The sequence below is a fragment of the Microbacterium sp. NPDC091662 genome (assembly GCF_044756705.1).
Lineage (GTDB): Bacteria > Actinomycetota > Actinomycetes > Actinomycetales > Microbacteriaceae > Microbacterium.
Genome location: NZ_JBIVTM010000001.1, coordinates 1,616,888 through 1,641,342, shown reverse-complemented (window position 1 = coordinate 1,641,342; position 24,455 = coordinate 1,616,888). Strand labels below are relative to the sequence as shown.

Below are 24,455 nucleotides of genomic sequence, written 5' to 3'. Positions count from 1 at the left end.
GACATGGATCACCCCCGCTTCTTCTTTTTGTTCTTGGCCTTGGAGTCCCACCAGTCGTTGAACTTGTGGATGGGGATCGGGTTCGAGCCGAACCGGCGACCCTTCGGCTTCTCCCACGGCCGCGTGAGCGGCTTGGGCTTGGGAGCCGACTTCTTGTTCTGGCGCTGCCAGTTGCCGACCTGCAGCAGATCGGTCACCGCGGCGAGCAGCTGGTCCGTGACGGACCAGTGCTCGCCGTGGATCGCGCGCGAGGTAGCGGTAGAGGGGAGCGCCTGGAACCGGCGCACCATGACGAGCAGGTCGCGCCACGAGTAGCGCGTGCCCACGTCGGCGAGCCGCCAGCCCCACTCGAGAAGGTCGGCCTCGATCGCCTCCGCGTGTTCGTCGATCAGCTCGCAGAGGCCTCGGATTCCCCCAGGCTCACCCCGGAGTCCTCCTGCCACGCCTCGATGAGTTCCTTCACGTACTTGACCGGCACGTCGATGAGCGCGGTCCCGAGTCCGGGCACGAGGTCGTCGAGCACGGCGTAGATGCCGCCCTCGGTCGAATCGGCGTCTTCGAACGCCTGCGCCTGGCGGCCGGTCAGGTACTCGGCCTTCGGCATCTGGAACACGCCGTCGGGCGTGGTCACGTCGAACTTGTCCTGGTTGATCGACTTCTTCCAGTCGGGGAGTGTGTAACCCATGAGGGGCCTTCTTTCGTGTGGTGGGAACGCGGGGAACAGCAGCGGGCGACCCGGTTCCCCTCGGGCCGCCCGCTGTTCTTGGGTGGGTGTGCTTACGCGCCAGCAGCACCCGCGACGACGCCGTCGTCGGTGTAGATGTAGATCGAGTTGCCCGCCTTGTCCGGGTATGTCGAGAGCGTGACCGGGAGGGTGACCGCGCCGGAGGCGGTCAGCGGAATCTCGCCGCGCTCGGTGATCTGGCCGTGCGGGACGAACACGACGATGCGACGCTCGCCGTCCTTGACCTTGAAGTACCAGGCCTTGTTCGGGCGCTCCTTGCCCGCGATCGCGGACCGGGTCTGCGTGCCGTGCTCGGCGGTCGCGGCGACGACCTCGACCTGGCTCTCGCCCATGTAGGTACGCAGCGCGCCGAGCGACAGCTCGAGGTGCGTCCAGGCGAGCGTGCCGTCGAACTCGGTGAGGATGCGGCGGACGACGTTGAGCGCCCAGTCGCGGATCGTCTCGGTCGTCTCCGAGGGCGTGATGGTCACGCCGTCCTCGTTGACGTAGCCCGAGTCGTCCAGACCGTCGAACTCGAAGTCGTCGATGCCCTCGGGCACCGCGTCCGTCTCCGGGCCGGTGAGGATCGCGCCGGTCGTCGCCTGGTCCGGCGCGCCGATGAATACGTTCTTGCTGTTCACGCTCATGCGTGGTGCCCCTTTCAGGCGTGGCGAAGCACCGCCCCAGGCCGGGGCGGTACGTGGTGGGGAACTAGCCGTCGACCCGTCGGAGGTCGGCGGTGATCGTTGCCGTGTAGCGGTAGTGCGTCGGCAGCGTCGGGAGCGGGAGGTTGCCGGGCAGCCCCTCGACGCCGACCCCGTAGCAGGGGACGCCGCCGAGTGAGCGAGCGCGGCCCGCAGCCTGCGCGTGCGCGATCGCGAGCGCGCAGAGCTGTCGGGCGCGGCCCTCGGTGAGCGCGAAGCCTTCGACCACCAGGCGGAAGGTGTCGGACACGAGGTCGCGCTCGACGCCGCCGACGGAGAGCACGCGCACGAACTCGTCCGGCGTCGGGTTCGGCACGGCGGTGCCAACCTGGCCGCCCAGCCGAGATTTGAGCTCGTCGACGAGGGCGACCTCGTCGTCGGCGGGGACGAGCAGCTCGGACACGACTACCTCCCGGCGTTGACCGCGCGGGTGAGCGCGCGGCTGTTGGCCTCGGCGGCGCGGGCCTCCTTGGTCGTGGCGCGCACGAACGTGACCGCGCGGTCGCTGTTCGTCGTGCTCTCGACCTCGAAGCCGGGACCGGCAGCGGCGGCGATGCGAGCACCGCGCGCGGCCCCGTCGGCGGCGACGCCGGGCGACTGCAGCACGGCGCGAGCGCCCGCGGAGTTGATCTTGATTCGGATGTTCTGAGGCATCAGCCCTCCCAGGCGATGAGTCGGACGACAGAGTGCGATGTGAGGGCCGTTACGCCGGGCTGACGACTCACAGGGCCGTCGATGAGATAGAGGCCGCCCAGCAGCCGCACGCGGTCGCTCGGCAGCACGTCAGCGTCGAGCGGGCCGCGGATCGTGTACTCGACGGCGTCGCCGTCGCGGTTGACGGCATCCGTCTCGCCCGCGCCGACGTCGACCGCCCAGCCCTTCGACTCGTGTTCCTTCGCGGCGGACCAGTCGCGGCGCTTGTTCCCGCGGCCGTCATCAACGAGCGGAGCGCGCACGACGCCGATCTTGTGACGGCGGATGAGGCTCACGGCAGCCGCCCGATCTGGTACGGGATGAGGCGGCGGCCGATGGGCGCGGAGGGGTCGACGCCGACAGCGGTCCGGTCGAGCGTCAGCGCGACCGTCCCGGCCTGTTCGCGGGACTGGCCCAGCGACGTACCGAGGCCGGAGGCGGCCAGCTCGAGCGTGATGCCGACGAGGTCGGCCGGTACCTCCGCGTAGCCAGCCGTGAACTTCACGAGCACGCGGCGGCCGTAGAGGTTCGTCCAGCCGGTCAGCGGGTCGAACTCGACCGCGGCCACGCGCTCGGGCGTCCACTCGACGCCGTCGATCGTGACGGCGTCGATCGACTGAATCTCCGAGGCGGGCAGCCAGACGTCCTCGGGGGTCGCCCCCACGGCCCGGTGCGTGACCGAGCGCGTGGGAGCGACATGCCAGCGGCAGAACTCGCGGATCGCGCGAGTAGCCGCCAGCAGCTCGTCCTCGAGGAACGGGTGCGACTCCTTGGTGATCGCGCCCTGGGAACGCGACTCCATGAGCGCAGCGGATGCGAAAGTGTCGGGTTCTTCGGGCACGATTACCTCACCAGTCGGAGTCGTCGGAGGCGTCAGCCTCCTTGCCGTCGGACGAGCCGTCGGCGTTGTCGTCGCCAGTGCCGGCCGATTCGTCATCGGCGGCGTTGGCCTTGTCGTCGGCCGGGTCAGCGGCCTTGTCGTCGGCCGGAGCGGCGGCCTTGTCGGCGGCCTTCGGCGCGGACTTGTTGGCGGCCTTCGGGGCGGACTTGTTGGCGGCCTTCGGGGCGGCCTTGTTCGCGGCAGCCTTGGCCTTGACCAGCACGGCGCGGTCGCCGAGGCGGGCCGCGTCCTCGTCGGAGAGCTGCAGCGTGTGCGGCAGCCCGGAGATGTTGACGGTGTAGCTCTTGAGACTCATGTGTGCTCCTTCCAGGCACGAGGCAGCCCGGCCCCGGCGCGAGCCGAGGCCGGGCTGCAGAGGGTCACTCGCCCGTTGCGGGGCGGAGCGCCACCTTCACGAACGCGGCCGGGTACTTCACCTGCAGACCCAGGCGGCGACGAACGCGGACCGTGATCTTGTCGTTGGTGAAGTCGTCCTGGTGCGAGTTGGTGGACTCGACGCGGACGCCGCCCTTGCGGAACACCTTCGCCGCGGCGCGGTACGCGCCGACCAGCGGCTCGCCCTGCGGAGCGGCGAGCGTGACGACGGTGCGCAGACCCCAGATCGGAGGCTGCTCGAGCACGCCGCCCTGGCCGTACTGGCCCTGGAAGTAGCCGCCACCGAAGTACTGGCCGTTGCCGTCGCGGCCGAGGCGCAGCGCCTCGTAGTCGAGCGGGTGGATCATCACGCCGTCGGCCGAGAAGCCGGTCGCGGTCTGCACGCGGCGGATGCCCTTGAACAGCGCGTCGGCGACCGTGTCGTCGCCCTGCGCGTGCGTCTGCACGCCGGAGCGGTTGCGGATGCCGAGCAGGTTCGAGCCGGTGCCGTCGCCGGACAGGATCGCGACCTCGGACCGCTGCGCGAGGTCGTACAGCGCGGTGCTGTTGATCTCGCTCACGACGTACTCGAGGTCTTCGGCCATGTCGTCGGTCATCTTGAACCAGCCCGCGACCTCGCCGAGAGCGTCGGTGCGCCACGTCGGGTCACCGACGTGCATCTGGGGCTTCTGGCCGCCCTCAGCGACGAAGTCGGTTCCGCCCTCGAGCGCGCCGAACACCGGGTAGGTGATCGCCGTGCCGGACACGGTGCCGTCGCCGAGCAGATCCTCGACGACCAGGCGCTCGCGCTTGGGCAGGATGAACGACCGGTCCACGTCGGTGATGAGGGGACCGTAGGCACCCTCGTTGCCGCCGACGGCCTGGGTGTCGGTGGCCGCCTTGTACTCGGGCACGTGGATGGTGCCCGGCTCCTTGAGCGAGCGACCGTTCAGGCCCTTGACGAAGTGGTCACCGAGCGACTTCGCGCGCTCGCCAGCGGGAGCATCCGCGGCAGGCTCGGACTCGGACTTCTGCCCGCCGATGCGAGCCAGGAGAGCGGCGGACTTCTCGCCGCGGGCGATCTGCTCGCGCAGCTCGTCCGCCTCGGCGTCCTTCGCCTCGAGGTCTTCGATTTCCTCGGCGGTCAGGTCACGGTTCGACGCCTTCGCGCCAGCAGCGATCGCCGACATCTGCTTGAGCAGGGCAGCGAGCTTTTCCTTCGGGTTCATTTCCCCTCCTTGGGGATCAGGCGAAGACCGTCGGGACCGAAGGCCTTCGCGCGGATGGTGTTGAGCCAGGCATCGGAGGCGGACGGGGTCGGCGCGCGGTCCTCGGACTTGACGCCCGGAGCGCCCTCGTCCTTGACCGCGGGCTTACCGCTGGCCTTCTCCTGCTCGTTGCCCGCCCCGAGCTGGGACAGGACGTTCTTGATGGACGAGGACGCGGCGTCGAGCGCGGCGACCGCGCTCGTGAGCGATTCCTCGTTCTTGGCCGAGATGACCCGGCCGGACTTGACGCCGTCGACCAGAGCGTCGACAGCGGACTTGACGGCGACGACGGACGTGTCGCGGTTCGCGCCGACCGGCACGAACGAGAACTCGAACACGTCGAGGTCGCGCAGCTCGTAGGCTTTGCGACCGTCCTCGAGGTCGACCTCGGCACCGTCGAGCACGTCGTAGGCGAACGACAGCTCGCGGATGCGGCCGGACTTGACGAGCCGGTAGACCTTCGCGGCGGTGACGTCCTCGAGGTCGAACACGCCCTTGACCCACCAGCCGTGCTCGTCCTCGCCCTCGTCGATCGCCGAAGCGACGTACATGTGCGGGTCGTCCATGCGGTGCCCGAACAGGCCGGGCAGGACCGCGCCGATTTCCTTGCGCTTGCCGATGCCGGAGAGGAACGCGCCCTTGGCGACGACGTCGCCGTAGGAGTCCGGCGTGCGGGTGAAGGTCGACGGGTAGACGAGGAACTCGCCCTCTTTCAGCCCGTCGGCCTCACCCGCCTTGAACTTGACGGGTACGGACTTGACTTTCATGTCGGCTCCTTTCAGCCGGGGAAGTTGACTTCGACGTCGCACTCGCAGCCCGCGACGCCGTCGACCCCGAGGACGGGGTCGGCGGGCCACTGAGCGCCGTTGGAGAACGGCTCGTCGACCGGGACGGTCTGGCCGTTCATGGCGGCGTGCTCGGGCCGCGGGTTCTTTGACGTGACGAGCCACGTCTTGGTGCCCCCGCCGTTCTGCTTCGCGGCCTCGACCGTCGCGAACGCGGCGAGCGTGGTCAGCAGCGTGGCGACGATGACGTCGCGCCGAGAGTCGGCGGCCTTCTCGAACACATGCGCCGGATCGGTGACGCCCTCGGGGCCGGAGCCGGAGAGGATCGCCTCGATCTGGTCGCGCGTGGTGGAGTTGATCGCCCCGGCGCGCGACTTGGCGATCGCCTCGAGGAATGCCTCGGTGCGAGCCGCGTCGTAGTCGCCGGACAGCCCGGCCTTCGCGAGCGCGGCCGCCGCGACCTCGGGGGTCGTCTCGAGCGCGAGCGCGAGCAGGTCAGCGGCCAGCTCGGCATCCCAGCGGTCGCCGTCCCACCAGGCCGCGTCCTTCCCGCCGAGGCGGGAGAGCACGGACTTGCGCTGGCGCTCGAAGAACGCCGAGACGACGGCCTCGGCTTTTTCGCGATGCGCGTCGTCGGCCTGAGCCTTCGCGCGCACCGGACCCGACTTGCGGCCGGTGCCGAGCACGCGCAGCTCGCCGAGGTCGTGCGCCTTCGGAGTAGCGATCGAGCGCAGCAGGGTGACGACCGCCTCGGGGTGCGTCTCGTGCAGGGCCTCGAGCATGGCGAGCGCGCCCTTGGTGATCGCCGGGCCGGACAGCTCGTTCTGGGTGCCGGAGTCGCGGGGCGACGCCTGGCCGCCGTTCACGACGTTGAGCGGGACGATCAGCTCGTCGCCGCCGTCGAGCGCGGGCATGTTGCGGAGCGCGCGGGCCTCGTTGCGGGTCATCCACGGAGCGCCGGTCGACGTCGAGAGCAGCTTGGCCTGTTCCTCGAAATCGCCCTGCAGCTTCTCGTCGATGTTGAACTCGACATAGACGTCGCGGCCCTTGGCGATGCGCGGGACCAGGAAGGCGTTGATGCGGTCCTCGATACGCGCGAGCGTCGGCCCGAGCGTTTCGGAGTAGAGCATCTTGCGAAACTCCTTGGTGTTCGAGAAGTTCGCGTTGTCGAGCACGCCGACCATGACGGGGTTCACGTGGTAGACCCCGGCGACGGTCCCGAGCGCGAGCTTCGCGACCTCGACCCATTCCTCCTCGCGGGCGGCGAAGCCGAGCCGCTTGAGTTCCATGCCGTCCTCGAGGATCGGCGTGCCTCCGGCCTTCTTGCCGTCCTTGCCGGTCCAGCGGTCCTTCCAGTCCTTCGCGAACCGCTCGCGCGCAGCGTCGGACCAGGTGGCCTCCTTCGGGCGCGTGATGTACGCGCCGACGCGGCCGCCGCGCTGCCAAATCTGCTCACGGTAGGACCACGCCTGAACCTGCTCGGCGAGTACCTGCTTGAGCGTTTCGACCGGCGACGTGCCGTGCTTCGGGCGGCCGGGGTTCCAGCCGTGGAACACGAGCATCTGGTCGGCCGGGACCGGCACCCGCTCGCCGGACGGCGGCACGATGATGAACTCGGCCGGGGCGAAGGCGTCGCCGCCTCGCTGCTCGGCCACCCAGGCCGGGGGGATCGGCTGGATGCGCCAGCCGGACGGCCGGTCGGCATCCTCGAACACCCACCAGTAGGCGACGTCATAGAGGCCCATGTCGCTCGCCAGGTTCTCGAGCAGCTCGAACTGGGTGAGGTTCGGGTTCGGGTACTTGAGCAGCAGCGCGAGCGGATCGTCGCGGAGCCGCTGCCGATCGCCGTCCGCGGCGCGCTCGAACGAGTGCAGCCCCAGGTGGGCGATGTTGCGGGCGACGAACGACAGCACGATCCGCAGATGCGGCTGGGTGCGGTACAGCTCTTCGGGCGTCAGCCCGAGGATCATCGACCGGAACGTCGGGCCGAGCCAGTCGATCTGCGAGCGGTGATCGCGCTGCTGAAACAGCCCCTGGATCGCGTCTCGGAATGCCATGCGGTCCCCTTCCGGGTCAGTCGAGGACGGCGAGGGTGCCGTTCTCGTAGGCCGACACGAAGGTCGGCTCGGGATTGGTGGTCAGGAGGCCGACGGCCGCGATCGCCGCGAGCAGCGGCGACGAGTCGGCGACGGATGCCTTGCGGTCGACGACCCAGCCGTCGCCGAGCGACTTGACGGAGGCGGACCCGGCCGCGACGTCGAGCAACGGCTGTTCGCCGTGCGTCAGCCGCACCTCGGGGTCTTCCTCGGCGACGCCCTTCGCGATGAGGTCGAAGAACAGGCCGTGCCAGCCCGCCAGTTCGGAGCCGCCCCACTCGTAAGCGGTGACGCCGTCGGCTTCGCTGATCGACTTCCAGAGCGCCGAGATGGGCGCACCGGAGCGCTGCAGCGCGACGAACTCTGGCGCCACCTTTCGGTCGGGCGACGTGAGCCACGGGACCAGCCAGTCGGGGCCGGACCGCGAGGCGGCCAGCTCGACGCGCATCCGCCCTTCGGTGTCCCAGAAGGCGATCGCGACGTGCACCATGCCGCGGTCGTGCGACATGTCGATGCCGTAGCAAGCGGGGCGGGACATGTCGCGCCGCACGCGGCGTTCTGCGCGGTCCTCGCGGGTATCGAGCGCCGTCACCCATGCACCGGCCGGGAAAGGCCCTGTGCCGATCATGGAGACGAACTGGCAGAGCACTTCGGTGCGGAACACCCACTCGGGGTCGGTGCCCGCGGCCGCGGCGATGGAGCGCTCGTCGACCGTGTAGCCGAGCGAGGGGTTCGCCTCAGCCCAGCCGTCGCGATCGTGGATCGCGCGACCGGGAGCAGCGGACCACTCGAAGATGCCCAGCGATTCGTCCTCGGACTCAGCGTCCAGGGGCGGCAGCTCGACCATGCCGTCCTCGCCGTCGGGATATCCGAGAGCGCGGTGGGCGAGCGAGCGCAGGTGCCGGAGCACGATCGACGCGAGGTCGCCCGCGTTCGACGCCGCCCATATCTGGGCCTGGGGCCGGGCCATAGTCGTCTTGGTGACGGCCGACCAGGCCTGCCAGTTCTGGTGCTCGCGCAGCTCGTCGAGCAGCACGAGGTCGCCGGAGAGGCCACGGCCACCGCGGCGCGAGGCAGCGGCGACCTTGTAGCGCTCGCCCGTCGCGAGCCGGAGCGCCTTCTTGCCGTTCGTCTTGTCGACGTGTTCGATCTGTTCGGCCAGCTCGGGGATCGACTCGGCCAGCTCGACCGCGCCGCGCCACTGTTCCTCGGCGATGTCGAGCGATTGCGCCGTGCCGATGACGAGCGGAGCACCGTCGGCGAACATGCGCCAGAGCGTGAGCACCTGCATGAGCGTCGACTTGCCGTTCTGGCGGGCGACGAGCAGCAGCACCGTCTTGAAGCGGTAGGTGCCGTCCAGCGCCAGCTCGAGCGCGTGCAGCAGCAGCCACTTCTGCCACGGCAGGAGCACAATCTCGAGCACGGCCTCGGCGAACTCGATCGCCGCGTAGCCGTGGGTGGTCTTGCGGGTCAGTCGTCGCAGCGGCGGCGTGAATACGCGGGGCTTCTCATGCCCGAGCCGCTTGCGCGGCGGTGCGGAGCGCGTGGAGCGTCGCCCGCTTGTCTTTGCCCTTCCCATCCGTACCTCCGGCGCGCTTCTTGAGTTCTTCGCGGGCCTCAGGAGTGGCACCGAGCTTGCCCAGCCCGTTCCACAGGTGGGGGAGTAGATACATGGCCTTGGTCGCCTCGACGGACGAGCCGTAGGACATGGCGTGGTCGATCTGGCGGGCGAGCTGTCGGACAGACGCGACGAGCGCCGCGTCCTCCGTTTCGAGGTCGAGCGCGTCGATGGTTTCCTCGACGGCCGATGTGATGCCGTCGCGGACCCGCTCGGGTTCGCCGAGCAGCCGGGCGCGCATTTCCTCGAGCTTGAGGACGCGGTCGATCGCCTCCGGCTCGCCCTTGACGGCCCGCGGCCAGACGCCGGTCATCATGCGGTCGATGCGGGAGAACGACAGCGCGCGCTCCTGCTCGACGTCCAGGTCGACCGGCTGAGCCGCGAGAGCGGCCGCCACGGCGTCCCTGACGGCCTGTTCGTCGACCTTGAGGGTCGCGGCGATAGCCGGGAACGCGAGGCCGCGTCGGCGGCCCTCGAGGGCCTGAGCGATCTGTTCGGGTGTCACTCCACGTCCCCTTCCGGTTCACGGATCGCGGCGAACGACACCGGCCCGAGGCGTTCGGCGGCCTTCTTGCGCGAGCCCTTCGCGTAGACGAGCACCTCCTGATGCACGCGAGCGAGGGTGCGGCCGCCGCGGAAGCCGCGGGCCGCGCGCATGGCAGCGGAGCCGACCGGGGTCAGCAGGACAGCGTCGTTGACGAGCGCCATGCCCGCGGCCTCGGCGGCCTGGGACATGCAGCGGCGCATGTCGAGAATGTGGCCCTTCTTGTCGCGGACCGAGCCGACGACGAACACCGCGAACGAGTCCGGCCGCAGCACGCGGGCCACCTGAGCGACCGTGCGCGCCATAGCGGCGTCGAACTCGGCAGGGGTCATGTTGGACAGGTCGCGGGGATCGTCCGAGTACGCCTCGAGGTCGTAGTAGGGCGGGCAGCCGAGCGCCATGTCGAACGACTCGCCCTCGATCGCCGCGAGGCGGACCGTCGAATCGCCCTCGATCCACTCGGGGTCGATCCAGCGGGGCCGGGAGTCGGGCGTTCCGTCGTCCTCGCCGCGGACCTCGGCGGGGAACGCCGGAGCCTCGGAGAAAGCGAGGTCGAACGACTCGTCGGGCAGGTCGCCGAGCACGTCGGCCACAGTGCCGGCCAACCACTCAGCGGAGCCGTCGCCGTCGCCGAGCTGGGCAGCCGTAGCGTCGCGGACGACCGGCATCATGGCGCGGTTGGCCTCGATCTGCTCGGGCCGCAGCTCGACGCCGACGTACTCGCGGCCGAGCGCAGCGGACACGACGCCGCGAACGGCACCGCCCGCCCACGGGTCGATCACGCGGGAGCCGGGCGCGGAGTACCACGCGAGCAGCAGCTCGGCGAGAGCGGGGTCGAACACGGACGTGCCGCCGCCGATGTCGCGCAGCGACTCCTTGTGGTTCGACATGACCTCGGCATCCGAGAGCGCGCGGCCCGCGGCCGCCTCGGCCTTGTTCTTCACGTCGTACCAGTTGATGTAGCGCGACTGGGGGGAGTCGAACACGAGCGCCTCGTCGCGGCCCGCCTCGGATCGCAGCCCGGCGCTCATCCACGCCTTCTTGCGCTCCTGCCAATCGCCCGCGCGGGACGAGAGGACGGTCAGCGGGGGAGCGCCGAACTCGGACGCGAGGCTCGACTTCTCCGACGGCGCGCTCGGCTCGGCGAACATCGCCTCGAGGTCGGCGTCGGTGTAGCCGGTGCCGGTGAGGTCGCCAGCTTCGGTCAGGACGTCGCGCAGCAGGTCGTCGTCGTAGTCGCCGAGGTCGGCGATCCGGTTGTCGGCGGCGACGATCTGCGCCGCCTGCTCGTCGGGCACGTCGACCGTGACGACGTCGATCGTGTCCCAGCTCAGAGCGGCGGCCGCGAGGTAGGTGTGGTTCCCGGCGAGGATTTCCATCGGCCGCCCGGTGTACGTTCCGACGTTGACGACGATCGGCTTGTACTGGCCGCGGACGCGCAGCGACTCGGCGATCGCGTCGACATTGCCCTTGCGCGGGTTCTTGTAGTACGGGGTCAGCTCGTCGAGCGGCTGAGCGGAGATTTCGAGGCTCATGGGGGTGTCCTTCGGGGTGGGCGCGCGAGCGCGGATCGGCGAAATTGCATAGGCCTGTGCGGCCGTGTGCGCCCCGCTGAGCGGTCGACCCCCCGATCGCACACGAGCATCCCGACTCCCTCGCGTTCGGCGATTCTGCGAAAGCGGGGCTGAGCGGCGGGCCGTGAGGGGCTGTGACGACTTGACTCGCGTCTGCGGGGGGTTCTCGCCCTGCAGCCTCGCGTTCGGGCTGCAGGGCGTCTGTGGGCGTCAGTTGAGAGCGGTCAGCAGCGCCGAAACGGGCAGATTCCGCTCCCACGGGAACTCGCGGCGGCCGAAGTGACCGCCCGATGCGGTGTCCTCGAAGCGCGGATCGCGGAGGTGAAAGCGCTCGATGATCGCGGCCGGACGGAGGTCGAACACCTCGCCGATCGCCCGCGCGAGCTTGTGGTCGGCGACCGTGCCGGTGCCGAACGTGTCCACCGCGAAGCCGACCGGCGCGACCTTCCCGATCGCGTAGGAGGCCTGAACCTCGACGCGCTCGGCGAGGCCAGCGGCGACGATCGTCTTGGCGACGTGCCGGAGTGCGTAGGCGGCCGACCGGTCGACCTTCGTCGAGTCCTTGCCGGAGAAAGCGCCGCCGCCGTGGCGAGCAGCACCCCCGTAGGTGTCGACGATGATCTTGCGGCCGGTGAGTCCGGCGTCGGCTGCAGGGCCGCCGAGCACGAATGAGCCGGACGGGTTCACGAGCACCTCGACGCCGTAGTGCTGGTCGACCTCGACGAGCACGGCGTGGACGACCGCGCGCACCGAGTCCTCGAACCGCTCAAGGTCGACGTCGGCCGAGTGCTGCACGGAGCAGAGCACGGTCCGCACGCGAGGCTTGCCGCCGACGTACTCGACGGTCACCTGCGCCTTGGCATCCGGCCCCGCCCCCTGCAGCATCGGCAGGAGGCCGGTCAGCCGGTGGGAGAGCACGAGCGCGAGCGGCATCGCCGACTCCGTCTCGGTACAGGCGAAGCCGAACATGAGGCCCTGGTCGCCAGCGCCGAGCTGGTCGAGCGGATCGGTCGCACCCTCGCGCGCCTCGAGCGAGCGATCGACGCCCGCGGCAATCTCGGGCGACTGGGCGACGAGCGCGACCTGCACGTCGCAGCCGACCGGGTCCAGCCCGTCGGCCTCGGACTCGAAGCCCGCGCGACGGATCGCGCCGCGGACGACGCGCTCGACGTCGACCGTGCCGGAGGACCGGACCTCGCCGAACACGCGGACCCAGCCGGGACCGGCCGCCGTCTCGCACGCGACCCGCGCGTCGGGGTCGACCGTGAGGTAGGCGTCGAGCACGGCGTCGGAGATGCGATCGCAGAGCTTGTCCGGGTGACCGGCAGAGACGGACTCGGACGAGAACAGGCCAGTGAACATGTGGCGCTCCTTGGGGTGAGGGGTGTCTGGGGGGTCGCGCGCGCACGCGCACGTGATGGGGGTCAACGGCCGGGGGGAGATAAACAGCTGCCGGAAGAGGTACCTGGGGGAAGGGCGTCCAGCGATCCAGACGCCCCTTCCCCCGGTAGGCCCACTAGGGCCGGATCAGCCGTGTGCGGCCGGTGTGCGACCGAACAGGGCGAGCACGCGCCGCAGCGGCCGGACCAGGCTCACCGCTACCCAGCGAGCGAGAGACACACGCAGCGGGTCACACGTCCAGTCAGCAGCGGACACCACGTCTATCTCTCCACCCAGGCCGAGGTAGTACCCACGGCCCACAGCAGAGAGCATCCGGTCCGACATGACAGCAGCCCGAAGACGCGCGACGTCAGAGGCAGCACACACCACAGCGTGAGCACGGCGCGGGTGCGGGTACAGGGCCACCCCGTAGACACGAGCCACGTCAGCGATGAGCCACTGCCGACGGCGCAGCAGGGATGCCCGGTAGGAGTCAGCCACCAGGGCAGAGGACACCAGGCTCGAGATACCAGCACGAGGCAGCACCACGGGAGCCATAGCCCGCAGCACGTCCGGGGTGAACACGCGCACCTCGTCGAACACTGCATAGGTGAAGCCAGGCCCGCGGGTCATATGCCGAACACCAGACGAGCGAGGCCCACCAGGCCGGTCAGCCCGTACAGGCCGACGACGACCACCAGGAACGGGCCAGCCCAGCGGCGAGCGAACGACCGGCCCGCCTCGTAGGACTTCTCATCCCGGTTCACCGTGCACCCGCCCAGTCGCAGGACAGCCCGCCCGCATAGCCGGACTTGTAGACCAGGCACGTGACAGAGCGGCCGTCGGCCAGCCGCTCGGTCGACTGGTAGATGCGGCCGCTACTCTCCCCGGCATCCTCGACACCGCGAGCAGGGCCACAGCCGACGAGAGCGAGCGCGACAGCAGCAGCGGCCACGGCACCCGCGAGACGACGAACACCCATGCTCAGGCCCCCTCGTGGATGACGAGGCCGACCGAGGACGACGCGAGGGTCGCCATGACGGACGCCAGCTCAGCGGACCCCAGAGAGGCCGCCTCCGTGGACACGTACAGGACGTCGGCAGCGATGCCGCGCGCGCGCAGCGACCGAGGCGAGACAGCGCGGACGAACCCGCCGCTCTTGAACTCGATCCGGGCATCCCCGTTCGCGTGCCGGATGCGCAGCAGCGACTCGTCGTCAGCGGCCGCCTCGGCGACCGTCTGCCACAGCTCGTCAGCAGCGCGCAGCGTGTGGCCGACGATGAGCACCCGACGGCCAGCCTTGGCGTGCAGAGCGAGGCCCGGCAGGTCCGTAGGCAGCTCATCGGCCAGAGCGGCGACCAGCGCCGACGTGTCGGGGGTGATATCGACCGTGACCTCGCCGTACTCGACCCACTCGCCGTAAGCGCCGTTCAGGCGGTACTGGCCGTTGTGCGCGGCGTGGTGGATGAGGGTGTCGGAATCGTCGGCGACCAGGAACGACTTGCCGTCGAGCTTGCCGCCCGAGAGGGTGACCTTGCGCATGTGAATCTCCTTGCTTCGGGGTGGGGTTACTCGGCGGCCCGCGCGGCCAGCTCGGCGGCCTGTTCGGCGCGGCTCAGGGCCATGTCGGAGAGCATCGCCTCGGCAATTTCGGCGGCGCTCATCTCGCCCTCAGCCGGGGGAGCGAGCAGAGCGAGAGCGGAGACGAGGGTGTCGTGGGTGAGGGGGTCCGACGAATCGTCCAGGCCGCACACCTCGCACTTACGGTTCAGCCGGGACTCGATGAACTTCGAGTCGACGTCGTGCACCTCGACGGTGACCATCGCCCGCGCGACTTCCTCGCAGGGCAGGTGGGGGAGTACGACCTCCGGCTCGTACATGACCGAGGCGGACGTGGGGCGGACAGCGAGCATGACCATGCGGCGCTCCTTCGTGGTTGGGGTTGGGGGTGATGCGCTCCCCTGCGAGGACTCGAACCTCGATCGCCCGATCCAGAGCCGGGCGTCTTGCCGTTAGACGACAGGGGACAGCAGAGGCCCGCCCCCGAGCGGGGAGCGGGCCTCTGTGGTGAGCGATCGGTTACCAGATCAGCTCGAGGTCGAAGTAGCACCACTGACCGGCGTAGCCGCCAGGCTGGGTGTTGGGCGAGATGCGCAGGCGCAGGTACGGGTTGGTGACCGGCGCGCCGATCGCCGTGAACCCAGGCTTGACGCCCCACGTCTTGGTGAGCGTCTTGCTCATGTGGCGCACGCCGTCCTGAGCGATGAACTCGACGAACAGCGAGCCGTACTGCCACGAGGTGCCGTCGGCGCGGGTGATGTCGAGCACGCGGCCCTGGACGTTGCCGCTGAAGTTGCGGTAGGTCCAGAAGTTCGTCGGCTGAACGGAGCCGCCCGTCTGGGGAGCGGAGCCGGATGCGACAACCATGTGTGTCCTTTCGTCAGTGAACCGCCACGACGGATTGCGGGGCGGGGTACAGGGAAGGCCCCGCCTCCCAGGTGGGAAGCGGGGCCTTGGAGCGGCGATCAGCCCCAGGAGAGCTCGGCGCGCCAGGTGTTGAAGTTGTAGTCCGTCTGGGTCGAGTAGGTAATCACCCAGGCGCGCACGCGGAGCCGGACGCTACGTGCGCCAGCGAGAAGGCCGATAGCCGCAAAGGCACCGTCGACCCCCCAGTTCTTGTAGGCCGTGCCGGAGCCGTGAATGCCGCCCGTGTTGTTCACCAGCTCGAAGTGGAAGCGCGCGGGATCGGCCCAGCGCCGCCCGCCGCTGATCGACACGTCAAGGAGGCGGACGCGCACCGTGCCGGAGAGGTTGCGGTACTTGAAGTAGTCCTGAGCGGAGCCGTCGCCAGCCTGGCCGTTGGACTCGATGATTTCGGAGGGCATTGGAGGCCCCTTTCTGACAGCGCGAGGCCTCGGGTGGCGCTCGCGGCGGGTACGAAAAAGGCCCCGCTCCCAAGATGGGAGCGGGGCCTTCGGAAGCGTGCGCGACTAGTCGGCGTAGGGGAACACGTAGTCGGTGATGAGGTCGGCGTTCAGGGTGATGACGTCGCCGGGCTGCAGGGCATCGCCGCCCTTGTAGCCGTTGAGCAGCGGGAGCTGCACGCCGTTCTCGATGCAGAACCGGTCGCCGATCGACGCGGGAACGTCACCAGGGGCGACCGTGTAGGTCGCGGGGTAGCCGTTGGCGTCGAGCTGCACCTCGCCCTGCGCGAACTCGCGAGCGCCGCGGTCGACCATCGAGCCGCCGGTCATCTTGACCGTGTAGTCGCCCTCCGTCTTGGAGCCGATCTGGATCCAGGCCTCGCTCTTGCACTCGTCGGCCGCGGTCGGCTCAGCGTCGACAGCGGCGACCGCCTCGGGCGTCGGCTTGTGGGTCGGCGCGGATGCCGCGGGAGCGGCGGCGGGGGTGGAGGTAGCCGCGATCGCGGGGACGGCAAAGGCGGTGACGCCCGCGACGGCGACCGCCGCGAGGCCCAGGGTGATCTTGGCTGACTTCTTCATGCTTGCCAGCTTTGCAGACCTGCACGGCTTGTTCCACTTTTGTTCCAGGCGTGGCTACCAGTCCTCCGATGCCTCGCCGAGTCCGGGACCAGCAGCGCCCGCGCCTTTCGACCGGTTGCAGCGGGAGTGTGAGGGGCGGCAGTTGTTCCGGTCGAGCGTCAGCCACGGGTGCGTCTTGCGCGGCTTGACGTGATCCAGCTCGAACGCGCTCTTGTCGCCGAACGGGAGTGAGTAGTCGATCGCCTGACCGCAGAGCCAGCACGGAGCCTGCGCGGCCGCCCACATGTCCCGCAGATCGGAGCGCATGTCGAGGTAGGCAGGTGAGCTGAGGTTGACCACGGCACCTCCCAGGGGTGAGGGCGGGCCGGGCGCTGCAGGAGAGGACAGCGACCGGCCCGCGAGTTCGTGCAGGGGAGGCCACCCCGGCCCACCCCTGGAAACCGGACCTGCGACCCCACACGAACGCATGAGAAAACCCCCGCCTCGGAGTCACCGGAGGCGGGGGTTTGAGTGGACAGTCTGAACCATCCGACATAAGAGATCATGTCACTTACGCCAAATACTTGCAAGTCTCAGATGTTGCAACTACTGCGAGACTCGCGGTGGCGGGGGTTCCCGCGCTTGACGGACAGGGCGGCGGGGCCGACGAGGTCCCAGTCGATGAGCGACTTCTGCAGCCCCGGCAGCCGGTAGATCACCGCCTCTCCGTCGTCCTCGAGCTTCTGGACGTAACGCCAGATCGAGCGGACCGACTTACCGGCCTTCTCGGCCGCCGTCTCGACGGTGACGAGAGTAGCCACTACGCACCCCCGCCCAGCAGCGCGTCCATCTCGGCCCGCGCCCGCTCGTCGACATGCTCCCGGCCGATGCGGACCGAGTGCTCGTGATTCACGGCCGGGACGCGCCAGCCGCACGGGCACGCCGCGGTGACAGCGCCGCGCAGGAACTCGGTGTGGGGGAAGTGCGGAGCCGGGGCTGTCTGCACCTGGCCGATCACCGCTTCCGCCGCTTCCCGAGCAGCGCCCGCTGAGCGTCCTTCACGCGCCGGGCGGTGAGGAACCGCGCCCACGCCGCCGTCCCCTCGACATGCGCCCAGTACTCGTCCGCGAACGTCTTCTCGACGAGCACGCGCGTGCGCAGCTCGGCCGACTCCTTACGCAGCCATGCGGCGCGATCGCCGAGCAGCCGGAGCCGCGCGGCCTCAGGCGAGCCCTTCATGCGGTCACCCCCTCGGCCGGGGCATCCGCCCGCGGCGCATCGTGGCGCTCGTGGTACAGGTGCATCGCCCACGACGCGGCCGAGAGGAACGCGCGCCCACAGGTGCAGCGGTAGGCGTGCGGGAGCAGGTGCGCGAGCTGCCAGCGCCCGGTCATCTGCTTCTCCGGGCCGGGCTGCAGCACACCGTAGCCGGTCGCGCCGCAGAGCACGCACTCGAGCATGGAGCCGGACGTGGCCGGGCGGAACCGGTCGTCGGCACCGGGCAGCAGCCCGCGCTTGAGCAGCGAGTAGATCGCGTCGTCCTGACGGCGGCCGGGCATCAGATCGTCACCTCGTACCAGCGCAGCTCGCGACGGATGCCGTCGGCGTAGAGGCCGAGCGGGTAGTCGCGCACGAGAGCGTCGTCGGGAGCGCCATACCGAGCGCGCATGTGCGCCTCGTACTCGCCCATCCGGTCGCCGGGGCCGTCGTGCAGGACGTACTCGATGCGGCGGTGGTGGATGATCGGCTCGGAGCCGACGAGCGTGAACGACTGCGCGGTGCCCTCGCGGGCCTCGGCCGAGTCGGCCGACGCGGCCAGCTCGAGCACGAACAGGTCGACGCGGTCGACGAGCGTCGCGCCGGACCCGCTCGTGGGGAGCGAGAGCGCGACACCGCCGAGCGAGATGTGCGCGCTCCCGGCCGGGAGCACCCACTTGCGGACGGACGGCGTCAGGCCGGTGGTGATCTTCACGCGAGGCCTCCCGTCTTGGCGATCGCGATCAGGACGCCGAGGCCGACGCAGCAGAACGCGAGAGCAGCGACGAGCGCGACGAGCGCGCCGACGACGACCGGCCGGAGGCGGCGACGCTGAGCGTGCCGCGCGTAGGGGGTGTTGGTGGGCATGGTTACTCCTTCGTGTCGGAGGCCGTCTCGGCCTCGAGGGTTTCGCGGTAGGTGGCGAGGTCGTACTCGACGAGCGCCGGGTGGAACACCGCCCCGCAGCCGGGGAAGATGCAGCGGACCGTGATCGGCTCCTTGTGCTCGAGCGGCGGGCGGCGCTCGAGCGTCCGGTTCCCGCAGTCCCGGCACTTCGCATAGGCGAGCGGCTGGGCCTGTTCCTCGAGCGGGTACATGTCGATCGCCCGCTGAGCCGCCCGGAAGAACCGGACCGCCAGCAGCGCCGTCACGTCCGAGCGCGCCACGCCGAGGCCGTGCGCCCGGATGATGTCGACGGCCAGCTCGACGCGGTCGCGGACGTGCTCGATCGAGTCCCGCGAGCCGAAGCCGTAGGCGGTCGTGCCGCCCGGCCGGACCTCGAGCAGCTCGAGCGGGTCCAGCCGGTAGGCCAGCTCGCGGAGGTCCGCCCAGAGCGCATCGGCCGTGAGCCACGACGTCGGCACGATCATGCGCGGACCCGGCGCGGTGTGGACATGCGGCCCATCGGGGACCGGCGCGCGCTCGATCGACCGAACGTGCGTGATCAGATCCTCGGCCGCCTCGAGGGATGCCTCGTGGCGCGCCCAGCAGGACTCGCAGAGCAGACCGCGCGTCGCGGGCTGGGGGAGGCATCCGGTGCAGGGGACCGCACGCGATCCCTCGCGCCGGATGCCGAGGCAGTTCGACAGGTGCTCGCCGAGCACGTAGCAGCCGCCCTTGTTCGACAGGACGGTGATGCAGGGGAGAGCGAACATGTCACGCTCCTTTCGGGTGGCAGGTGCAGCCCTTCCGGGCGGTGTGGCCGAACGGCGTCCAGCAGCAGCGGCGCTTGCAGCGGGTCAGCGGCTTCGGCTTGGGCAGCGTCTCGGGCGCGTAGAGCGGGTTGAGGCGCATCAGAACGGGGTGTCGTCGCCGAAGCTGCCGGGCGTTGACCATGCGTCGTCGCCGGAGGACGGGGTCGCCCACTGTTCGGTCTGAGCAGCGGCGGGAGCCGCGCCGCCGCCGTTCGACGCGGCGCGGGTGACCTCGGCCGTCGCGTAGCGGAGCGACGGACCGATCTCGTCGATTTCCAGCTCGATCGCGGTCCGCTGGTTGCCCTCACGGTCCGTGTAGCCGCGCTGGCGCAGACGGCCCTGGGCCATGACGCGCATGCCCTTCTTGAGCGACCCGGCGACGTGCTCGGCGAACTCGCGCCAGACGGAGCCGCGCAGGAACAGCGTCTCCTTGTCCTTCCACTCGTTCGCGTTCCGGTCGAACTCGCGAGGCGTGGACGCGATCGTGAGGTTCGCGACGGGGAGGCCGTTCTGCGTGTAGCGCAGCTCGGGGTCGGCGGTCAGGTTGCCGATGACGGTGATGACGGTTTCTCCGGCCATGAGGTCGGTCCTTTCGGTTACGCCGCGAGGTGCGGCGGGTTGTGGTTGGTGGAGGCGAACAGCGGTGCCCGCTCCCGATTGAGGCGCTGCCGGTAGCGAGCCGACGAGCGGTAGAGGTCAGAGCAGCGGGCCAGGAACTCGTCGAGCCAGCGGTCCGCAGCGACGGCGTAGGCGACCGGCTCACTCATCGGCGAACTCGCGATGAGGGCAGAGGATGCACGTTCCGTCCGGCAGCCGACGATGAGTGCCCGGCGCGCACTCGCCCGCCTCCGGCGACATGGTCGACGGGAGCGCGGCGAGCCGGGCCTGCCGGATGCGGCCGATGATGTGCGCGGGCTTGAGGTACTCGGTCGACTCCCGGAAGTGGGCGTTGACCGCCGCGACGGCGTCCGCGTAGTCGACGCCCGCCATGAGCGGTTCCCACGCCTGCAGCGTGAGCTTGTCCACTCGGCGGTTGTCGAGCGTCTGGATGCGCGTCAGCAGCACGGTCAGCTCGTCGCCGCTCATGCCGCGCCGTCCTCAAGCTCGAGCGACGTGACCGGGCGGCCGAACAGCTCGCGGCCCGCGGCCACGGTCTGCATAGCCCGCTCGGTCGGCGTCAGGCCGCCGCGGTTCTGCCGGTCGTCCTGATCCCGGAGCAGCCAGTTACGCCAGGTAGCGGGCCAGTCCCGTTTCGTCGCGTCCTTGCCCGCCTTGGCGCGCCAGTGGTTGACGAAACGCTCGGTCGACGAGTCGACGTTCACGAGAGGCGTGCGGTCAGCCGCCCACTCCCGCATTGCCGGGGTCACGAGGAACGGCTCAGGGATGCGGGTGCCGCGCGAGCGCGGTCCCCCAGAAGTACCTTTAGGTACTTCCGGCTGGGTCGGGTCGGGCTGGGTCGGGGTAGAGCGAACTTCTACCGAACGACCATCCGACTCCGACAGCACGACGTCAGCACGTTCGGACTTGTTCGCCCGAACATCTCCGGAACGTTCGCCGACGTTCTGACGAACCGCCCCCGCACCGTCATCAGCGTTCTCCTGAACCACCTCTGCAGCGACACCTTTACGCTTCGCCCGCATGGCGCGCATCCGTTCGCGCGACGCGGCGCGCTCGGCTTCGACGTCGGACTTGAGCGGCTGGTACTCGGCCCACTCGTGGAACTGGTAGCCGCCGTCGGCTTCGTGCCAGAGGGCGGCGTTCACGAGGTCGGCCGCGTCTTCCGGGGTGCCGCCGAACCGGCGCACCATACCGGCCGGGACCAGCCCGTCGGTGAGGTACTGCGCCGACCAGGTGCCCGCGAGCAGCCAGAGGCCGATCGCCGACGGCGAGAGCATCATCACCTTCGGGTGACCGTGGAATCCGTCATCCACCTTGAACCACGGCATCAGACGTAGCTCCCTTCCGGGCCGTAGACGGCGAGCTTCATCGCCACGGCCACATCGCGTGTGATTTCGACGCGCCACGGCCCCTCGTCCGTGAGGACGTACCAGCGGTTCGTGGCGGCGTGGTAGTAGGGCACCCGCGCGGGGTCTTTGACCCCGCGCGGCACCTTCCAGCCGTTGAGCAGCGCGAGCGTCTGCAGGTCGCCCTCGAACCGGGCGTTGCAGATCGCGCAGGCCGTGAGGCCGTCGGAGAACGTCGGCGGCAGCTTCGACCCGCCCGCGCCGACCGCCCGACGGTGCTGGAAGGTCAGCCCGTCGGGCGAGCCGCAGGAGCAGCACGCGTTCTGATCGCGCCAGTAGACGCCCTCACGGACGGCGCGGGTGGGCCGAGCCACTACCGCACCTCGTTCTGGACTGTCTTGCCGACGTTCATCAGCTCGAAGTGACGCCGGTTGACCGACGCCTGGGTCCGCTTCGCGTAGTCGACGAGCAGCTCGGCCTGTTCGGCAGAGCGCTTGTCCTCGCGGGCCTCGTAGGTCGCCCGGTCGCGGGCGCGGGTGAGGTTCGCGCCCTTCTCCTGGTGGCCGTCGATGAGCTGAGCACGCCGCGCCTCGTAGTCGACCCGGAGGTCAGCAGCGCGGGAGCCGAGCGACAGGATCGTCTCGTTCATCTCGCGCGAGAGCATCGACAGGTGGTGCAGCGTGCGGGCGATCGTCAGCGGGTCCGAGGCGGACTGTTCGACCAGGGCCTCGGCGCGGTCGCGCTGATCCTTGAACCGGTCCTCGACGTCGGTCACGACTTCGCCTCAGCGGCCGGGTCGTTCGAGGCGGCCTCGTCCTCGGGGTTGCCGGGGTCGGCAGCCTCGTCGACGGGAGCAGCAGCGGCGGCAGAGCCGAGCGCGGCGATCGCGTCCAGTACGGGGACCGGAGCGCCAGCAGCGCGGGCCTCCTGCCAGAGCGCGGACAGCGCGGCGTGATCGCCGGTCGCGGCCTTCGCCTCGGCGGTGAAGTCGCGCGCCGGGGTAGCGTCGGCGGCCGGAGCGGTCGTCTCGGGCTTGGGCGCGGCCTCGCGGCGCACCGGCTCGACGCCGCGGGGAGCGACACCGGTCAGCGCGACGAGCGCGCTACGGCGAGCCGCCTGCAGGTGCAGCCGCGTCTCGTCGCTCGTCGCCGTCAGCGGGTTCGGCAGCGGGACGAAACCCTCGCGGCCCTCGCCGCTCTCGTGGGTCAGCTCGTAGGCGAGGCCGTAGCCCGCCCCGTAGATGACGGTCGGGCGAGCCGAGAAGAACAGGCCCTCGCGGCCGAGCGCGGGCAGCGCGACCGTGTGAATGTCGGCGAGGTCCGCATACGGCAGCGTGCGGAGCACACCGCCCGCGTCCTCGACGGTCATCTCGCGCTCGGCGGGCACGTCCGGCAGCGCGGCCTGGAACGCGGCGAGCGCGGCGACGAACGTCGGGTGCTTGAACTCAGGCGCGGACTTCGTCGCGGGCTTCGGGGCCGCCGTGGTGCGGGGCTTCGGGGCGGGCTTCTGGGTGGGCTTCGGAGCGGTCATGGCTCAGTTCCTTCCGGTGATGGTGAGACGCGGCTGCGTCGGGGTGGTGGTTGTGAAGCGGCGCGCGGCCGCGGGATAGCGGGCCTTGAACGCCTTCGCGTCGAAGCCGGTCCGAGTGCCGGCCGTTGAGAGGTTCACGTTCCCGTCGGACCCCTCGAAGCGGACCGTCTCGCCGGTCACGGCCTGGTGCGCGGTGACGACGAGGCGAATCTCGTCGGCGATCGCGGCGAGGCGTTCGGCGGCAGCATCGGCGGCCTCCTTGGCGACCTCGTGGGCCGTGAGCAGCCCGTCGAGCGGCAGCAGCGCCTCGGGCACCTCGTCGGCGTCGTCGCCGCCCGCGCGCCACTCAGCGACGCGCTCGAGCGCCCGCTCGATGTCCTCGAGCACGTCGGCGCGCTCGATGGTGAACACGCGCGGCTCCATGTGGAGCGGTACGCCGTTCTCGTGCGCCTCGAAGATGAACCGGCACCGATCCGCGCCGGTCACGAGGAACTGCCAGACGACCTGCCAGTAGTAGCGCTTGGGCACGTCGGCCCACGTAGGCCAGTCCTTGACGGTCGTCTTGTACTCGCCGAACTCGGCGACGCGGTACTTGACGCCGCGCATGAGGCCGTCGACCTCGTCGATTCCGAGGTCGGCGACGACGGGCTGGGAGAGCGCGTCGGGCGTCGCCATGTCGCGCTCGTGGCCCCAGCGGCCGAGCAGCGCGGTCGACGGCTGCAGCCCGAACCGCTCGAGGCCGAACGCGGCGATCACCGGCTCACGGTCGCGGCCGTGCTGGGTAGCGGCGTTCCCGCGCCAGGACTTGTTCGACGCCTTCTCCTTGCGGAGCGAGGCCCACCCCTGAGCCGACCCCGTCATGATGCGGGCGGCGTCGGTAGCGCTGACGGAGTCGAGCGTGGCGGAGCGGGCGGCGAGCCAGGACGCGCGGTCCTTGCCGTCGTGCACGAGCGTGAACGTCATGCGGCCACCCCCAGACGAGCGCCGAGCGCCTCGACGGCGCGAATCTCGGCCTCGGTCGGTCCGTCCTGTTCCCAGATGGTCAGGAACAGGCCGGGTGCCTTGTGGTGGCCCTTCGCGTAGGCGACGATCGGCATCGTCTTGTGCATCAGCTCGGGGGTGTCGTCCTCGGCCAGCCCGGCGTCAACCAGGCCGTCGCAGAGCGCCTTGAGCGTGGGCACGAGATTGTCCTCGTCGCGCTTGTGGCGGGTCGTGACGAGCCAGACGAGCGTCACGGCCGGGCGCTTCATCTGGCCGAGGCCGACGGAGAGCGCCAGATCCTCGGCGAGCGTCCGCAGCTCGCGGACGATCTTCGCCTCGGCCATGCGGTGCATCCGGTCGTTGAGGGTGAGGGGCGGGGATGAGTACGGCAGCTCGAGCACGGTGACGCCCGAGTCGTGGTGGATGGTGTGGCTCACGGGGTGGCCTTCCGGGTAGTGGTTGCGAGCAGGGTCAGGAAGCAGAGCAGGGAGAGGATCGACGCGGAGTTCCACCAGACGCCGGAGGCGATCGCAGCGGCGAGCAGCGCGGAGCCGATGACGAACAGCGCGAGCTGCACGAGGCCGCGGGGGATCACGCGACGGCCCAGACGGTCGACGCGGGCGAACCGGCGAACCCGGACACGCGCCCGGTGTCGACGACCCGGCCGTCGTTCTTGAGTTCGGCGCGGCGCTTGCGAACGGAGTCGTTCTGCGTGGCGGGCCAGTTGCGGCGGGCGCGCTGTTTCGTGTACTGCCACGTCAGCTCGTGGTCGGTCATGGGACCGCACTCGGTGAGCAGCAGGAGGATCGCGCGCTTCTGTTCTTCGCGCTTCTCACGAGCGGGCACGGCGTCGTGCGACGTCTGCGGGTCCGTCGGGCGAGCGAGGGGTGTGGACACGGGTAGCTC

General features: G+C 70.2%; 42 protein-coding genes and 1 tRNA gene. All 43 read right to left on the bottom strand.

Annotated elements, in window-relative coordinates:
• Positions 1 to 8: 8 nt before the first annotated feature.
• The 43 genes from ACIQLD_RS08035 to ACIQLD_RS07825 all read right to left on the bottom strand — a co-directional run bounded on the left by ACIQLD_RS08035 (position 9) and on the right by ACIQLD_RS07825 (position 24,446).
• Complete coding sequence (locus tag ACIQLD_RS08035) at positions 9 to 443, bottom strand: hypothetical protein (RefSeq protein ID WP_402607048.1); 435 nt, start codon at positions 441 to 443, stop codon at positions 9 to 11.
• The gene (locus tag ACIQLD_RS08030; RefSeq protein ID WP_402607046.1) at positions 389 to 685 is read right to left on the bottom strand and encodes a hypothetical protein; all 297 of its coding nucleotides are present in this window, start codon (positions 683 to 685) and stop codon (positions 389 to 391) included. The genes ACIQLD_RS08035 and ACIQLD_RS08030 overlap by 55 nt, the downstream gene beginning before the upstream one ends.
• A 92-nt stretch (positions 686 to 777) precedes the next feature.
• Entirely contained in the window at positions 778 to 1,371 is a 594-nt protein-coding gene (locus tag ACIQLD_RS08025) for a hypothetical protein (RefSeq protein WP_402607043.1), read from the bottom strand.
• Positions 1,372 to 1,435: 64 nt separating this feature from the next.
• Complete coding sequence (locus ACIQLD_RS08020; protein ID WP_402607041.1) at positions 1,436 to 1,831, bottom strand: hypothetical protein; 396 nt, start codon at positions 1,829 to 1,831, stop codon at positions 1,436 to 1,438.
• Between the two features lie 2 nt (positions 1,832 to 1,833).
• Positions 1,834 to 2,082, bottom strand: coding sequence for a hypothetical protein (locus ACIQLD_RS08015; protein WP_402607039.1), 249 nt, complete (start codon positions 2,080 to 2,082; stop codon positions 1,834 to 1,836).
• On the bottom strand, positions 2,082 to 2,417 hold the full coding sequence (locus ACIQLD_RS08010; RefSeq protein ID WP_402607037.1) for a hypothetical protein: 336 nt from the start codon (positions 2,415 to 2,417) through the stop codon (positions 2,082 to 2,084). The genes ACIQLD_RS08015 and ACIQLD_RS08010 overlap by 1 nt, the downstream gene beginning before the upstream one ends.
• Positions 2,414 to 2,923, bottom strand: a complete 510-nt coding sequence (locus ACIQLD_RS08005) for a hypothetical protein (protein ID WP_402607035.1) — start codon at positions 2,921 to 2,923, stop codon at positions 2,414 to 2,416. Before ACIQLD_RS08005 ends, ACIQLD_RS08010 begins: the two co-directional genes overlap by 4 nt.
• Positions 2,924 to 2,969: 46 nt before the next feature.
• Complete coding sequence (locus ACIQLD_RS08000) at positions 2,970 to 3,317, bottom strand: hypothetical protein (protein WP_402607032.1); 348 nt, start codon at positions 3,315 to 3,317, stop codon at positions 2,970 to 2,972.
• 64 nt (positions 3,318 to 3,381) lie between these two features.
• Positions 3,382 to 4,605, bottom strand: coding sequence for a phage major capsid protein (locus ACIQLD_RS07995; RefSeq protein ID WP_402607030.1), 1,224 nt, complete (start codon positions 4,603 to 4,605; stop codon positions 3,382 to 3,384).
• Positions 4,602 to 5,411: an HK97 family phage prohead protease gene (locus ACIQLD_RS07990; RefSeq protein WP_402607028.1), complete on the bottom strand. Its 810-nt coding sequence runs from the start codon at positions 5,409 to 5,411 to the stop codon at positions 4,602 to 4,604. Before ACIQLD_RS07990 ends, ACIQLD_RS07995 begins: the two co-directional genes overlap by 4 nt.
• Before the next feature lie 11 nt (positions 5,412 to 5,422).
• On the bottom strand, positions 5,423 to 7,486 hold the full coding sequence (locus ACIQLD_RS07985) for a phage portal protein (RefSeq protein ID WP_402607026.1): 2,064 nt from the start codon (positions 7,484 to 7,486) through the stop codon (positions 5,423 to 5,425).
• Between the two features lie 16 nt (positions 7,487 to 7,502).
• On the bottom strand, positions 7,503 to 9,104 hold the full coding sequence (locus ACIQLD_RS07980; protein ID WP_402607024.1) for a hypothetical protein: 1,602 nt from the start codon (positions 9,102 to 9,104) through the stop codon (positions 7,503 to 7,505).
• Positions 9,034 to 9,648 (bottom strand): hypothetical protein, encoded by a 615-nt coding sequence (locus ACIQLD_RS07975; protein ID WP_402607022.1) that lies wholly within the window; start codon positions 9,646 to 9,648, stop codon positions 9,034 to 9,036. The genes ACIQLD_RS07980 and ACIQLD_RS07975 overlap by 71 nt, the downstream gene beginning before the upstream one ends.
• Complete coding sequence (locus ACIQLD_RS07970) at positions 9,645 to 11,222, bottom strand: DNA methyltransferase (RefSeq protein WP_402607020.1); 1,578 nt, start codon at positions 11,220 to 11,222, stop codon at positions 9,645 to 9,647. The genes ACIQLD_RS07975 and ACIQLD_RS07970 overlap by 4 nt, the downstream gene beginning before the upstream one ends.
• A gap of 249 nt (positions 11,223 to 11,471) precedes the next feature.
• Complete coding sequence (gene metK / locus ACIQLD_RS07965) at positions 11,472 to 12,623, bottom strand: methionine adenosyltransferase (protein WP_402607018.1); 1,152 nt, start codon at positions 12,621 to 12,623, stop codon at positions 11,472 to 11,474.
• 165 nt (positions 12,624 to 12,788) lie between these two features.
• Positions 12,789 to 13,274, bottom strand: a complete 486-nt coding sequence (locus ACIQLD_RS07960; protein ID WP_402607015.1) for a hypothetical protein — start codon at positions 13,272 to 13,274, stop codon at positions 12,789 to 12,791.
• Positions 13,271 to 13,408 carry a hypothetical protein gene (locus ACIQLD_RS07955; protein WP_402607013.1) on the bottom strand — a complete coding sequence of 46 codons (138 nt, stop codon included), beginning with the start codon at positions 13,406 to 13,408 and terminating at the stop codon, positions 13,271 to 13,273. Before ACIQLD_RS07955 ends, ACIQLD_RS07960 begins: the two co-directional genes overlap by 4 nt.
• Entirely contained in the window at positions 13,405 to 13,623 is a 219-nt protein-coding gene (locus ACIQLD_RS07950) for a hypothetical protein (protein WP_402607011.1), read from the bottom strand. The genes ACIQLD_RS07955 and ACIQLD_RS07950 overlap by 4 nt, the downstream gene beginning before the upstream one ends.
• A 2-nt stretch (positions 13,624 to 13,625) precedes the next feature.
• Positions 13,626 to 14,183, bottom strand: a complete 558-nt coding sequence (locus ACIQLD_RS07945) for a hypothetical protein (RefSeq protein ID WP_402607008.1) — start codon at positions 14,181 to 14,183, stop codon at positions 13,626 to 13,628.
• 26 nt (positions 14,184 to 14,209) lie between these two features.
• A complete protein-coding gene (locus ACIQLD_RS07940; protein ID WP_402607006.1) occupies positions 14,210 to 14,560 on the bottom strand; it encodes a hypothetical protein in 351 nt (116 codons plus the stop codon).
• A 37-nt stretch (positions 14,561 to 14,597) separates the two neighbouring features.
• A tRNA-Gln gene (locus ACIQLD_RS07935) sits at positions 14,598 to 14,668 on the bottom strand.
• Between the two features lie 52 nt (positions 14,669 to 14,720).
• Positions 14,721 to 15,068 (bottom strand): hypothetical protein, encoded by a 348-nt coding sequence (locus ACIQLD_RS07930; RefSeq protein WP_402607003.1) that lies wholly within the window; start codon positions 15,066 to 15,068, stop codon positions 14,721 to 14,723.
• A gap of 98 nt (positions 15,069 to 15,166) precedes the next feature.
• Positions 15,167 to 15,526 carry a hypothetical protein gene (locus tag ACIQLD_RS07925; protein ID WP_402607000.1) on the bottom strand — a complete coding sequence of 120 codons (360 nt, stop codon included), beginning with the start codon at positions 15,524 to 15,526 and terminating at the stop codon, positions 15,167 to 15,169.
• Between the two features lie 105 nt (positions 15,527 to 15,631).
• Positions 15,632 to 16,144 (bottom strand): hypothetical protein, encoded by a 513-nt coding sequence (locus tag ACIQLD_RS07920; protein WP_402606998.1) that lies wholly within the window; start codon positions 16,142 to 16,144, stop codon positions 15,632 to 15,634.
• A 54-nt stretch (positions 16,145 to 16,198) separates the two neighbouring features.
• Positions 16,199 to 16,483: an HNH endonuclease gene (locus ACIQLD_RS07915; protein WP_402606995.1), complete on the bottom strand. Its 285-nt coding sequence runs from the start codon at positions 16,481 to 16,483 to the stop codon at positions 16,199 to 16,201.
• A 233-nt stretch (positions 16,484 to 16,716) separates the two neighbouring features.
• Positions 16,717 to 16,944 carry a hypothetical protein gene (locus ACIQLD_RS07910; RefSeq protein WP_402606993.1) on the bottom strand — a complete coding sequence of 76 codons (228 nt, stop codon included), beginning with the start codon at positions 16,942 to 16,944 and terminating at the stop codon, positions 16,717 to 16,719.
• Positions 16,944 to 17,129, bottom strand: a complete 186-nt coding sequence (locus tag ACIQLD_RS07905; RefSeq protein ID WP_402606991.1) for a hypothetical protein — start codon at positions 17,127 to 17,129, stop codon at positions 16,944 to 16,946. Before ACIQLD_RS07905 ends, ACIQLD_RS07910 begins: the two co-directional genes overlap by 1 nt.
• 8 nt (positions 17,130 to 17,137) lie before the next feature.
• Positions 17,138 to 17,362: a hypothetical protein gene (locus ACIQLD_RS07900; RefSeq protein ID WP_402606989.1), complete on the bottom strand. Its 225-nt coding sequence runs from the start codon at positions 17,360 to 17,362 to the stop codon at positions 17,138 to 17,140.
• The gene (locus ACIQLD_RS07895) at positions 17,359 to 17,682 is read right to left on the bottom strand and encodes a hypothetical protein (protein WP_402606986.1); all 324 of its coding nucleotides are present in this window, start codon (positions 17,680 to 17,682) and stop codon (positions 17,359 to 17,361) included. The genes ACIQLD_RS07900 and ACIQLD_RS07895 overlap by 4 nt, the downstream gene beginning before the upstream one ends.
• Positions 17,682 to 18,095, bottom strand: coding sequence for a hypothetical protein (locus tag ACIQLD_RS07890; RefSeq protein WP_402606984.1), 414 nt, complete (start codon positions 18,093 to 18,095; stop codon positions 17,682 to 17,684). The genes ACIQLD_RS07895 and ACIQLD_RS07890 overlap by 1 nt, the downstream gene beginning before the upstream one ends.
• A complete protein-coding gene (locus ACIQLD_RS07885) occupies positions 18,092 to 18,247 on the bottom strand; it encodes a hypothetical protein (RefSeq protein WP_402606982.1) in 156 nt (51 codons plus the stop codon). Before ACIQLD_RS07885 ends, ACIQLD_RS07890 begins: the two co-directional genes overlap by 4 nt.
• Before the next feature lie 2 nt (positions 18,248 to 18,249).
• Positions 18,250 to 19,035 carry a hypothetical protein gene (locus ACIQLD_RS07880; protein WP_402606979.1) on the bottom strand — a complete coding sequence of 262 codons (786 nt, stop codon included), beginning with the start codon at positions 19,033 to 19,035 and terminating at the stop codon, positions 18,250 to 18,252.
• 138 nt (positions 19,036 to 19,173) lie between these two features.
• Positions 19,174 to 19,653: a single-stranded DNA-binding protein gene (locus ACIQLD_RS07875; protein WP_402606977.1), complete on the bottom strand. Its 480-nt coding sequence runs from the start codon at positions 19,651 to 19,653 to the stop codon at positions 19,174 to 19,176.
• Positions 19,654 to 19,670: 17 nt separating this feature from the next.
• Entirely contained in the window at positions 19,671 to 19,841 is a 171-nt protein-coding gene (locus ACIQLD_RS07870) for a hypothetical protein (RefSeq protein WP_402606975.1), read from the bottom strand.
• Positions 19,834 to 20,160, bottom strand: a complete 327-nt coding sequence (locus tag ACIQLD_RS07865) for a hypothetical protein (RefSeq protein WP_402606972.1) — start codon at positions 20,158 to 20,160, stop codon at positions 19,834 to 19,836. The genes ACIQLD_RS07870 and ACIQLD_RS07865 overlap by 8 nt, the downstream gene beginning before the upstream one ends.
• Positions 20,157 to 21,020 (bottom strand): hypothetical protein, encoded by an 864-nt coding sequence (locus tag ACIQLD_RS07860; protein WP_402606970.1) that lies wholly within the window; start codon positions 21,018 to 21,020, stop codon positions 20,157 to 20,159. Before ACIQLD_RS07860 ends, ACIQLD_RS07865 begins: the two co-directional genes overlap by 4 nt.
• Positions 21,020 to 21,412, bottom strand: coding sequence for a hypothetical protein (locus ACIQLD_RS07855; protein ID WP_402606968.1), 393 nt, complete (start codon positions 21,410 to 21,412; stop codon positions 21,020 to 21,022). The genes ACIQLD_RS07860 and ACIQLD_RS07855 overlap by 1 nt, the downstream gene beginning before the upstream one ends.
• Complete coding sequence (locus ACIQLD_RS07850) at positions 21,412 to 21,813, bottom strand: hypothetical protein (protein ID WP_402606966.1); 402 nt, start codon at positions 21,811 to 21,813, stop codon at positions 21,412 to 21,414. Before ACIQLD_RS07850 ends, ACIQLD_RS07855 begins: the two co-directional genes overlap by 1 nt.
• Entirely contained in the window at positions 21,810 to 22,568 is a 759-nt protein-coding gene (locus ACIQLD_RS07845; protein ID WP_402606964.1) for a hypothetical protein, read from the bottom strand. Before ACIQLD_RS07845 ends, ACIQLD_RS07850 begins: the two co-directional genes overlap by 4 nt.
• A gap of 3 nt (positions 22,569 to 22,571) precedes the next feature.
• Positions 22,572 to 23,531, bottom strand: coding sequence for a YqaJ viral recombinase family protein (locus ACIQLD_RS07840; RefSeq protein WP_402606961.1), 960 nt, complete (start codon positions 23,529 to 23,531; stop codon positions 22,572 to 22,574).
• Positions 23,528 to 23,986 carry a hypothetical protein gene (locus tag ACIQLD_RS07835; protein WP_402606959.1) on the bottom strand — a complete coding sequence of 153 codons (459 nt, stop codon included), beginning with the start codon at positions 23,984 to 23,986 and terminating at the stop codon, positions 23,528 to 23,530. Before ACIQLD_RS07835 ends, ACIQLD_RS07840 begins: the two co-directional genes overlap by 4 nt.
• The gene (locus ACIQLD_RS07830) at positions 23,983 to 24,144 is read right to left on the bottom strand and encodes a hypothetical protein (RefSeq protein WP_402606957.1); all 162 of its coding nucleotides are present in this window, start codon (positions 24,142 to 24,144) and stop codon (positions 23,983 to 23,985) included. Before ACIQLD_RS07830 ends, ACIQLD_RS07835 begins: the two co-directional genes overlap by 4 nt.
• Positions 24,141 to 24,446, bottom strand: a complete 306-nt coding sequence (locus tag ACIQLD_RS07825) for a hypothetical protein (protein ID WP_402606954.1) — start codon at positions 24,444 to 24,446, stop codon at positions 24,141 to 24,143. The genes ACIQLD_RS07830 and ACIQLD_RS07825 overlap by 4 nt, the downstream gene beginning before the upstream one ends.
• Positions 24,447 to 24,455 lie beyond the last annotated feature (9 nt).

Bases quoted from the DNA above. Each gene is read 5' to 3' on its own strand.
- ACIQLD_RS07950 (WP_402607011.1), bottom strand. From the start codon at position 13,623: ATGGGTGTTCGTCGTCTCGCGGGTGCCGTGGCCGCTGCTGCTGTCGCG.
- ACIQLD_RS07980 (WP_402607024.1), bottom strand. From the start codon at position 9,104: ATGGGAAGGGCAAAGACAAGCGGGCGACGCTCCACGCGCTCCGCACCG.
- ACIQLD_RS07840 (WP_402606961.1), bottom strand. From the start codon at position 23,531: ATGACGTTCACGCTCGTGCACGACGGCAAGGACCGCGCGTCCTGGCTC.
- metK (WP_402607018.1), bottom strand. From the start codon at position 12,623: ATGTTCACTGGCCTGTTCTCGTCCGAGTCCGTCTCTGCCGGTCACCCG.
- ACIQLD_RS07960 (WP_402607015.1), bottom strand. From the start codon at position 13,274: ATGACCCGCGGGCCTGGCTTCACCTATGCAGTGTTCGACGAGGTGCGC.
- ACIQLD_RS08030 (WP_402607046.1), bottom strand. From the start codon at position 685: ATGGGTTACACACTCCCCGACTGGAAGAAGTCGATCAACCAGGACAAG.
- ACIQLD_RS07970 (WP_402607020.1), bottom strand. From the start codon at position 11,222: ATGAGCCTCGAAATCTCCGCTCAGCCGCTCGACGAGCTGACCCCGTAC.
- ACIQLD_RS07920 (WP_402606998.1), bottom strand. From the start codon at position 16,144: ATGAAGAAGTCAGCCAAGATCACCCTGGGCCTCGCGGCGGTCGCCGTC.
- ACIQLD_RS08025 (WP_402607043.1), bottom strand. From the start codon at position 1,371: ATGAGCGTGAACAGCAAGAACGTATTCATCGGCGCGCCGGACCAGGCG.
- ACIQLD_RS07995 (WP_402607030.1), bottom strand. From the start codon at position 4,605: ATGAACCCGAAGGAAAAGCTCGCTGCCCTGCTCAAGCAGATGTCGGCG.
- ACIQLD_RS07930 (WP_402607003.1), bottom strand. From the start codon at position 15,068: ATGGTTGTCGCATCCGGCTCCGCTCCCCAGACGGGCGGCTCCGTTCAG.
- ACIQLD_RS07945 (WP_402607008.1), bottom strand. From the start codon at position 14,183: ATGCGCAAGGTCACCCTCTCGGGCGGCAAGCTCGACGGCAAGTCGTTC.
- ACIQLD_RS08000 (WP_402607032.1), bottom strand. From the start codon at position 3,317: ATGAGTCTCAAGAGCTACACCGTCAACATCTCCGGGCTGCCGCACACG.
- ACIQLD_RS07925 (WP_402607000.1), bottom strand. From the start codon at position 15,526: ATGCCCTCCGAAATCATCGAGTCCAACGGCCAGGCTGGCGACGGCTCC.
- ACIQLD_RS07860 (WP_402606970.1), bottom strand. From the start codon at position 21,020: ATGCCGTGGTTCAAGGTGGATGACGGATTCCACGGTCACCCGAAGGTG.
- ACIQLD_RS07900 (WP_402606989.1), bottom strand. From the start codon at position 17,362: ATGAAGGGCTCGCCTGAGGCCGCGCGGCTCCGGCTGCTCGGCGATCGC.
- ACIQLD_RS07880 (WP_402606979.1), bottom strand. From the start codon at position 19,035: ATGTTCGCTCTCCCCTGCATCACCGTCCTGTCGAACAAGGGCGGCTGC.
- ACIQLD_RS07885 (WP_402606982.1), bottom strand. From the start codon at position 18,247: ATGCCCACCAACACCCCCTACGCGCGGCACGCTCAGCGTCGCCGCCTC.
- ACIQLD_RS08005 (WP_402607035.1), bottom strand. From the start codon at position 2,923: ATGGAGTCGCGTTCCCAGGGCGCGATCACCAAGGAGTCGCACCCGTTC.
- ACIQLD_RS07875 (WP_402606977.1), bottom strand. From the start codon at position 19,653: ATGGCCGGAGAAACCGTCATCACCGTCATCGGCAACCTGACCGCCGAC.
- ACIQLD_RS07895 (WP_402606986.1), bottom strand. From the start codon at position 17,682: ATGCCCGGCCGCCGTCAGGACGACGCGATCTACTCGCTGCTCAAGCGC.
- ACIQLD_RS07845 (WP_402606964.1), bottom strand. From the start codon at position 22,568: ATGACCGCTCCGAAGCCCACCCAGAAGCCCGCCCCGAAGCCCCGCACC.
- ACIQLD_RS07870 (WP_402606975.1), bottom strand. From the start codon at position 19,841: ATGAGTGAGCCGGTCGCCTACGCCGTCGCTGCGGACCGCTGGCTCGAC.
- ACIQLD_RS07865 (WP_402606972.1), bottom strand. From the start codon at position 20,160: ATGAGCGGCGACGAGCTGACCGTGCTGCTGACGCGCATCCAGACGCTC.
- ACIQLD_RS07990 (WP_402607028.1), bottom strand. From the start codon at position 5,411: ATGAAAGTCAAGTCCGTACCCGTCAAGTTCAAGGCGGGTGAGGCCGAC.
- ACIQLD_RS07940 (WP_402607006.1), bottom strand. From the start codon at position 14,560: ATGGTCATGCTCGCTGTCCGCCCCACGTCCGCCTCGGTCATGTACGAG.
- ACIQLD_RS08015 (WP_402607039.1), bottom strand. From the start codon at position 2,082: ATGCCTCAGAACATCCGAATCAAGATCAACTCCGCGGGCGCTCGCGCC.
- ACIQLD_RS07985 (WP_402607026.1), bottom strand. From the start codon at position 7,486: ATGGCATTCCGAGACGCGATCCAGGGGCTGTTTCAGCAGCGCGATCAC.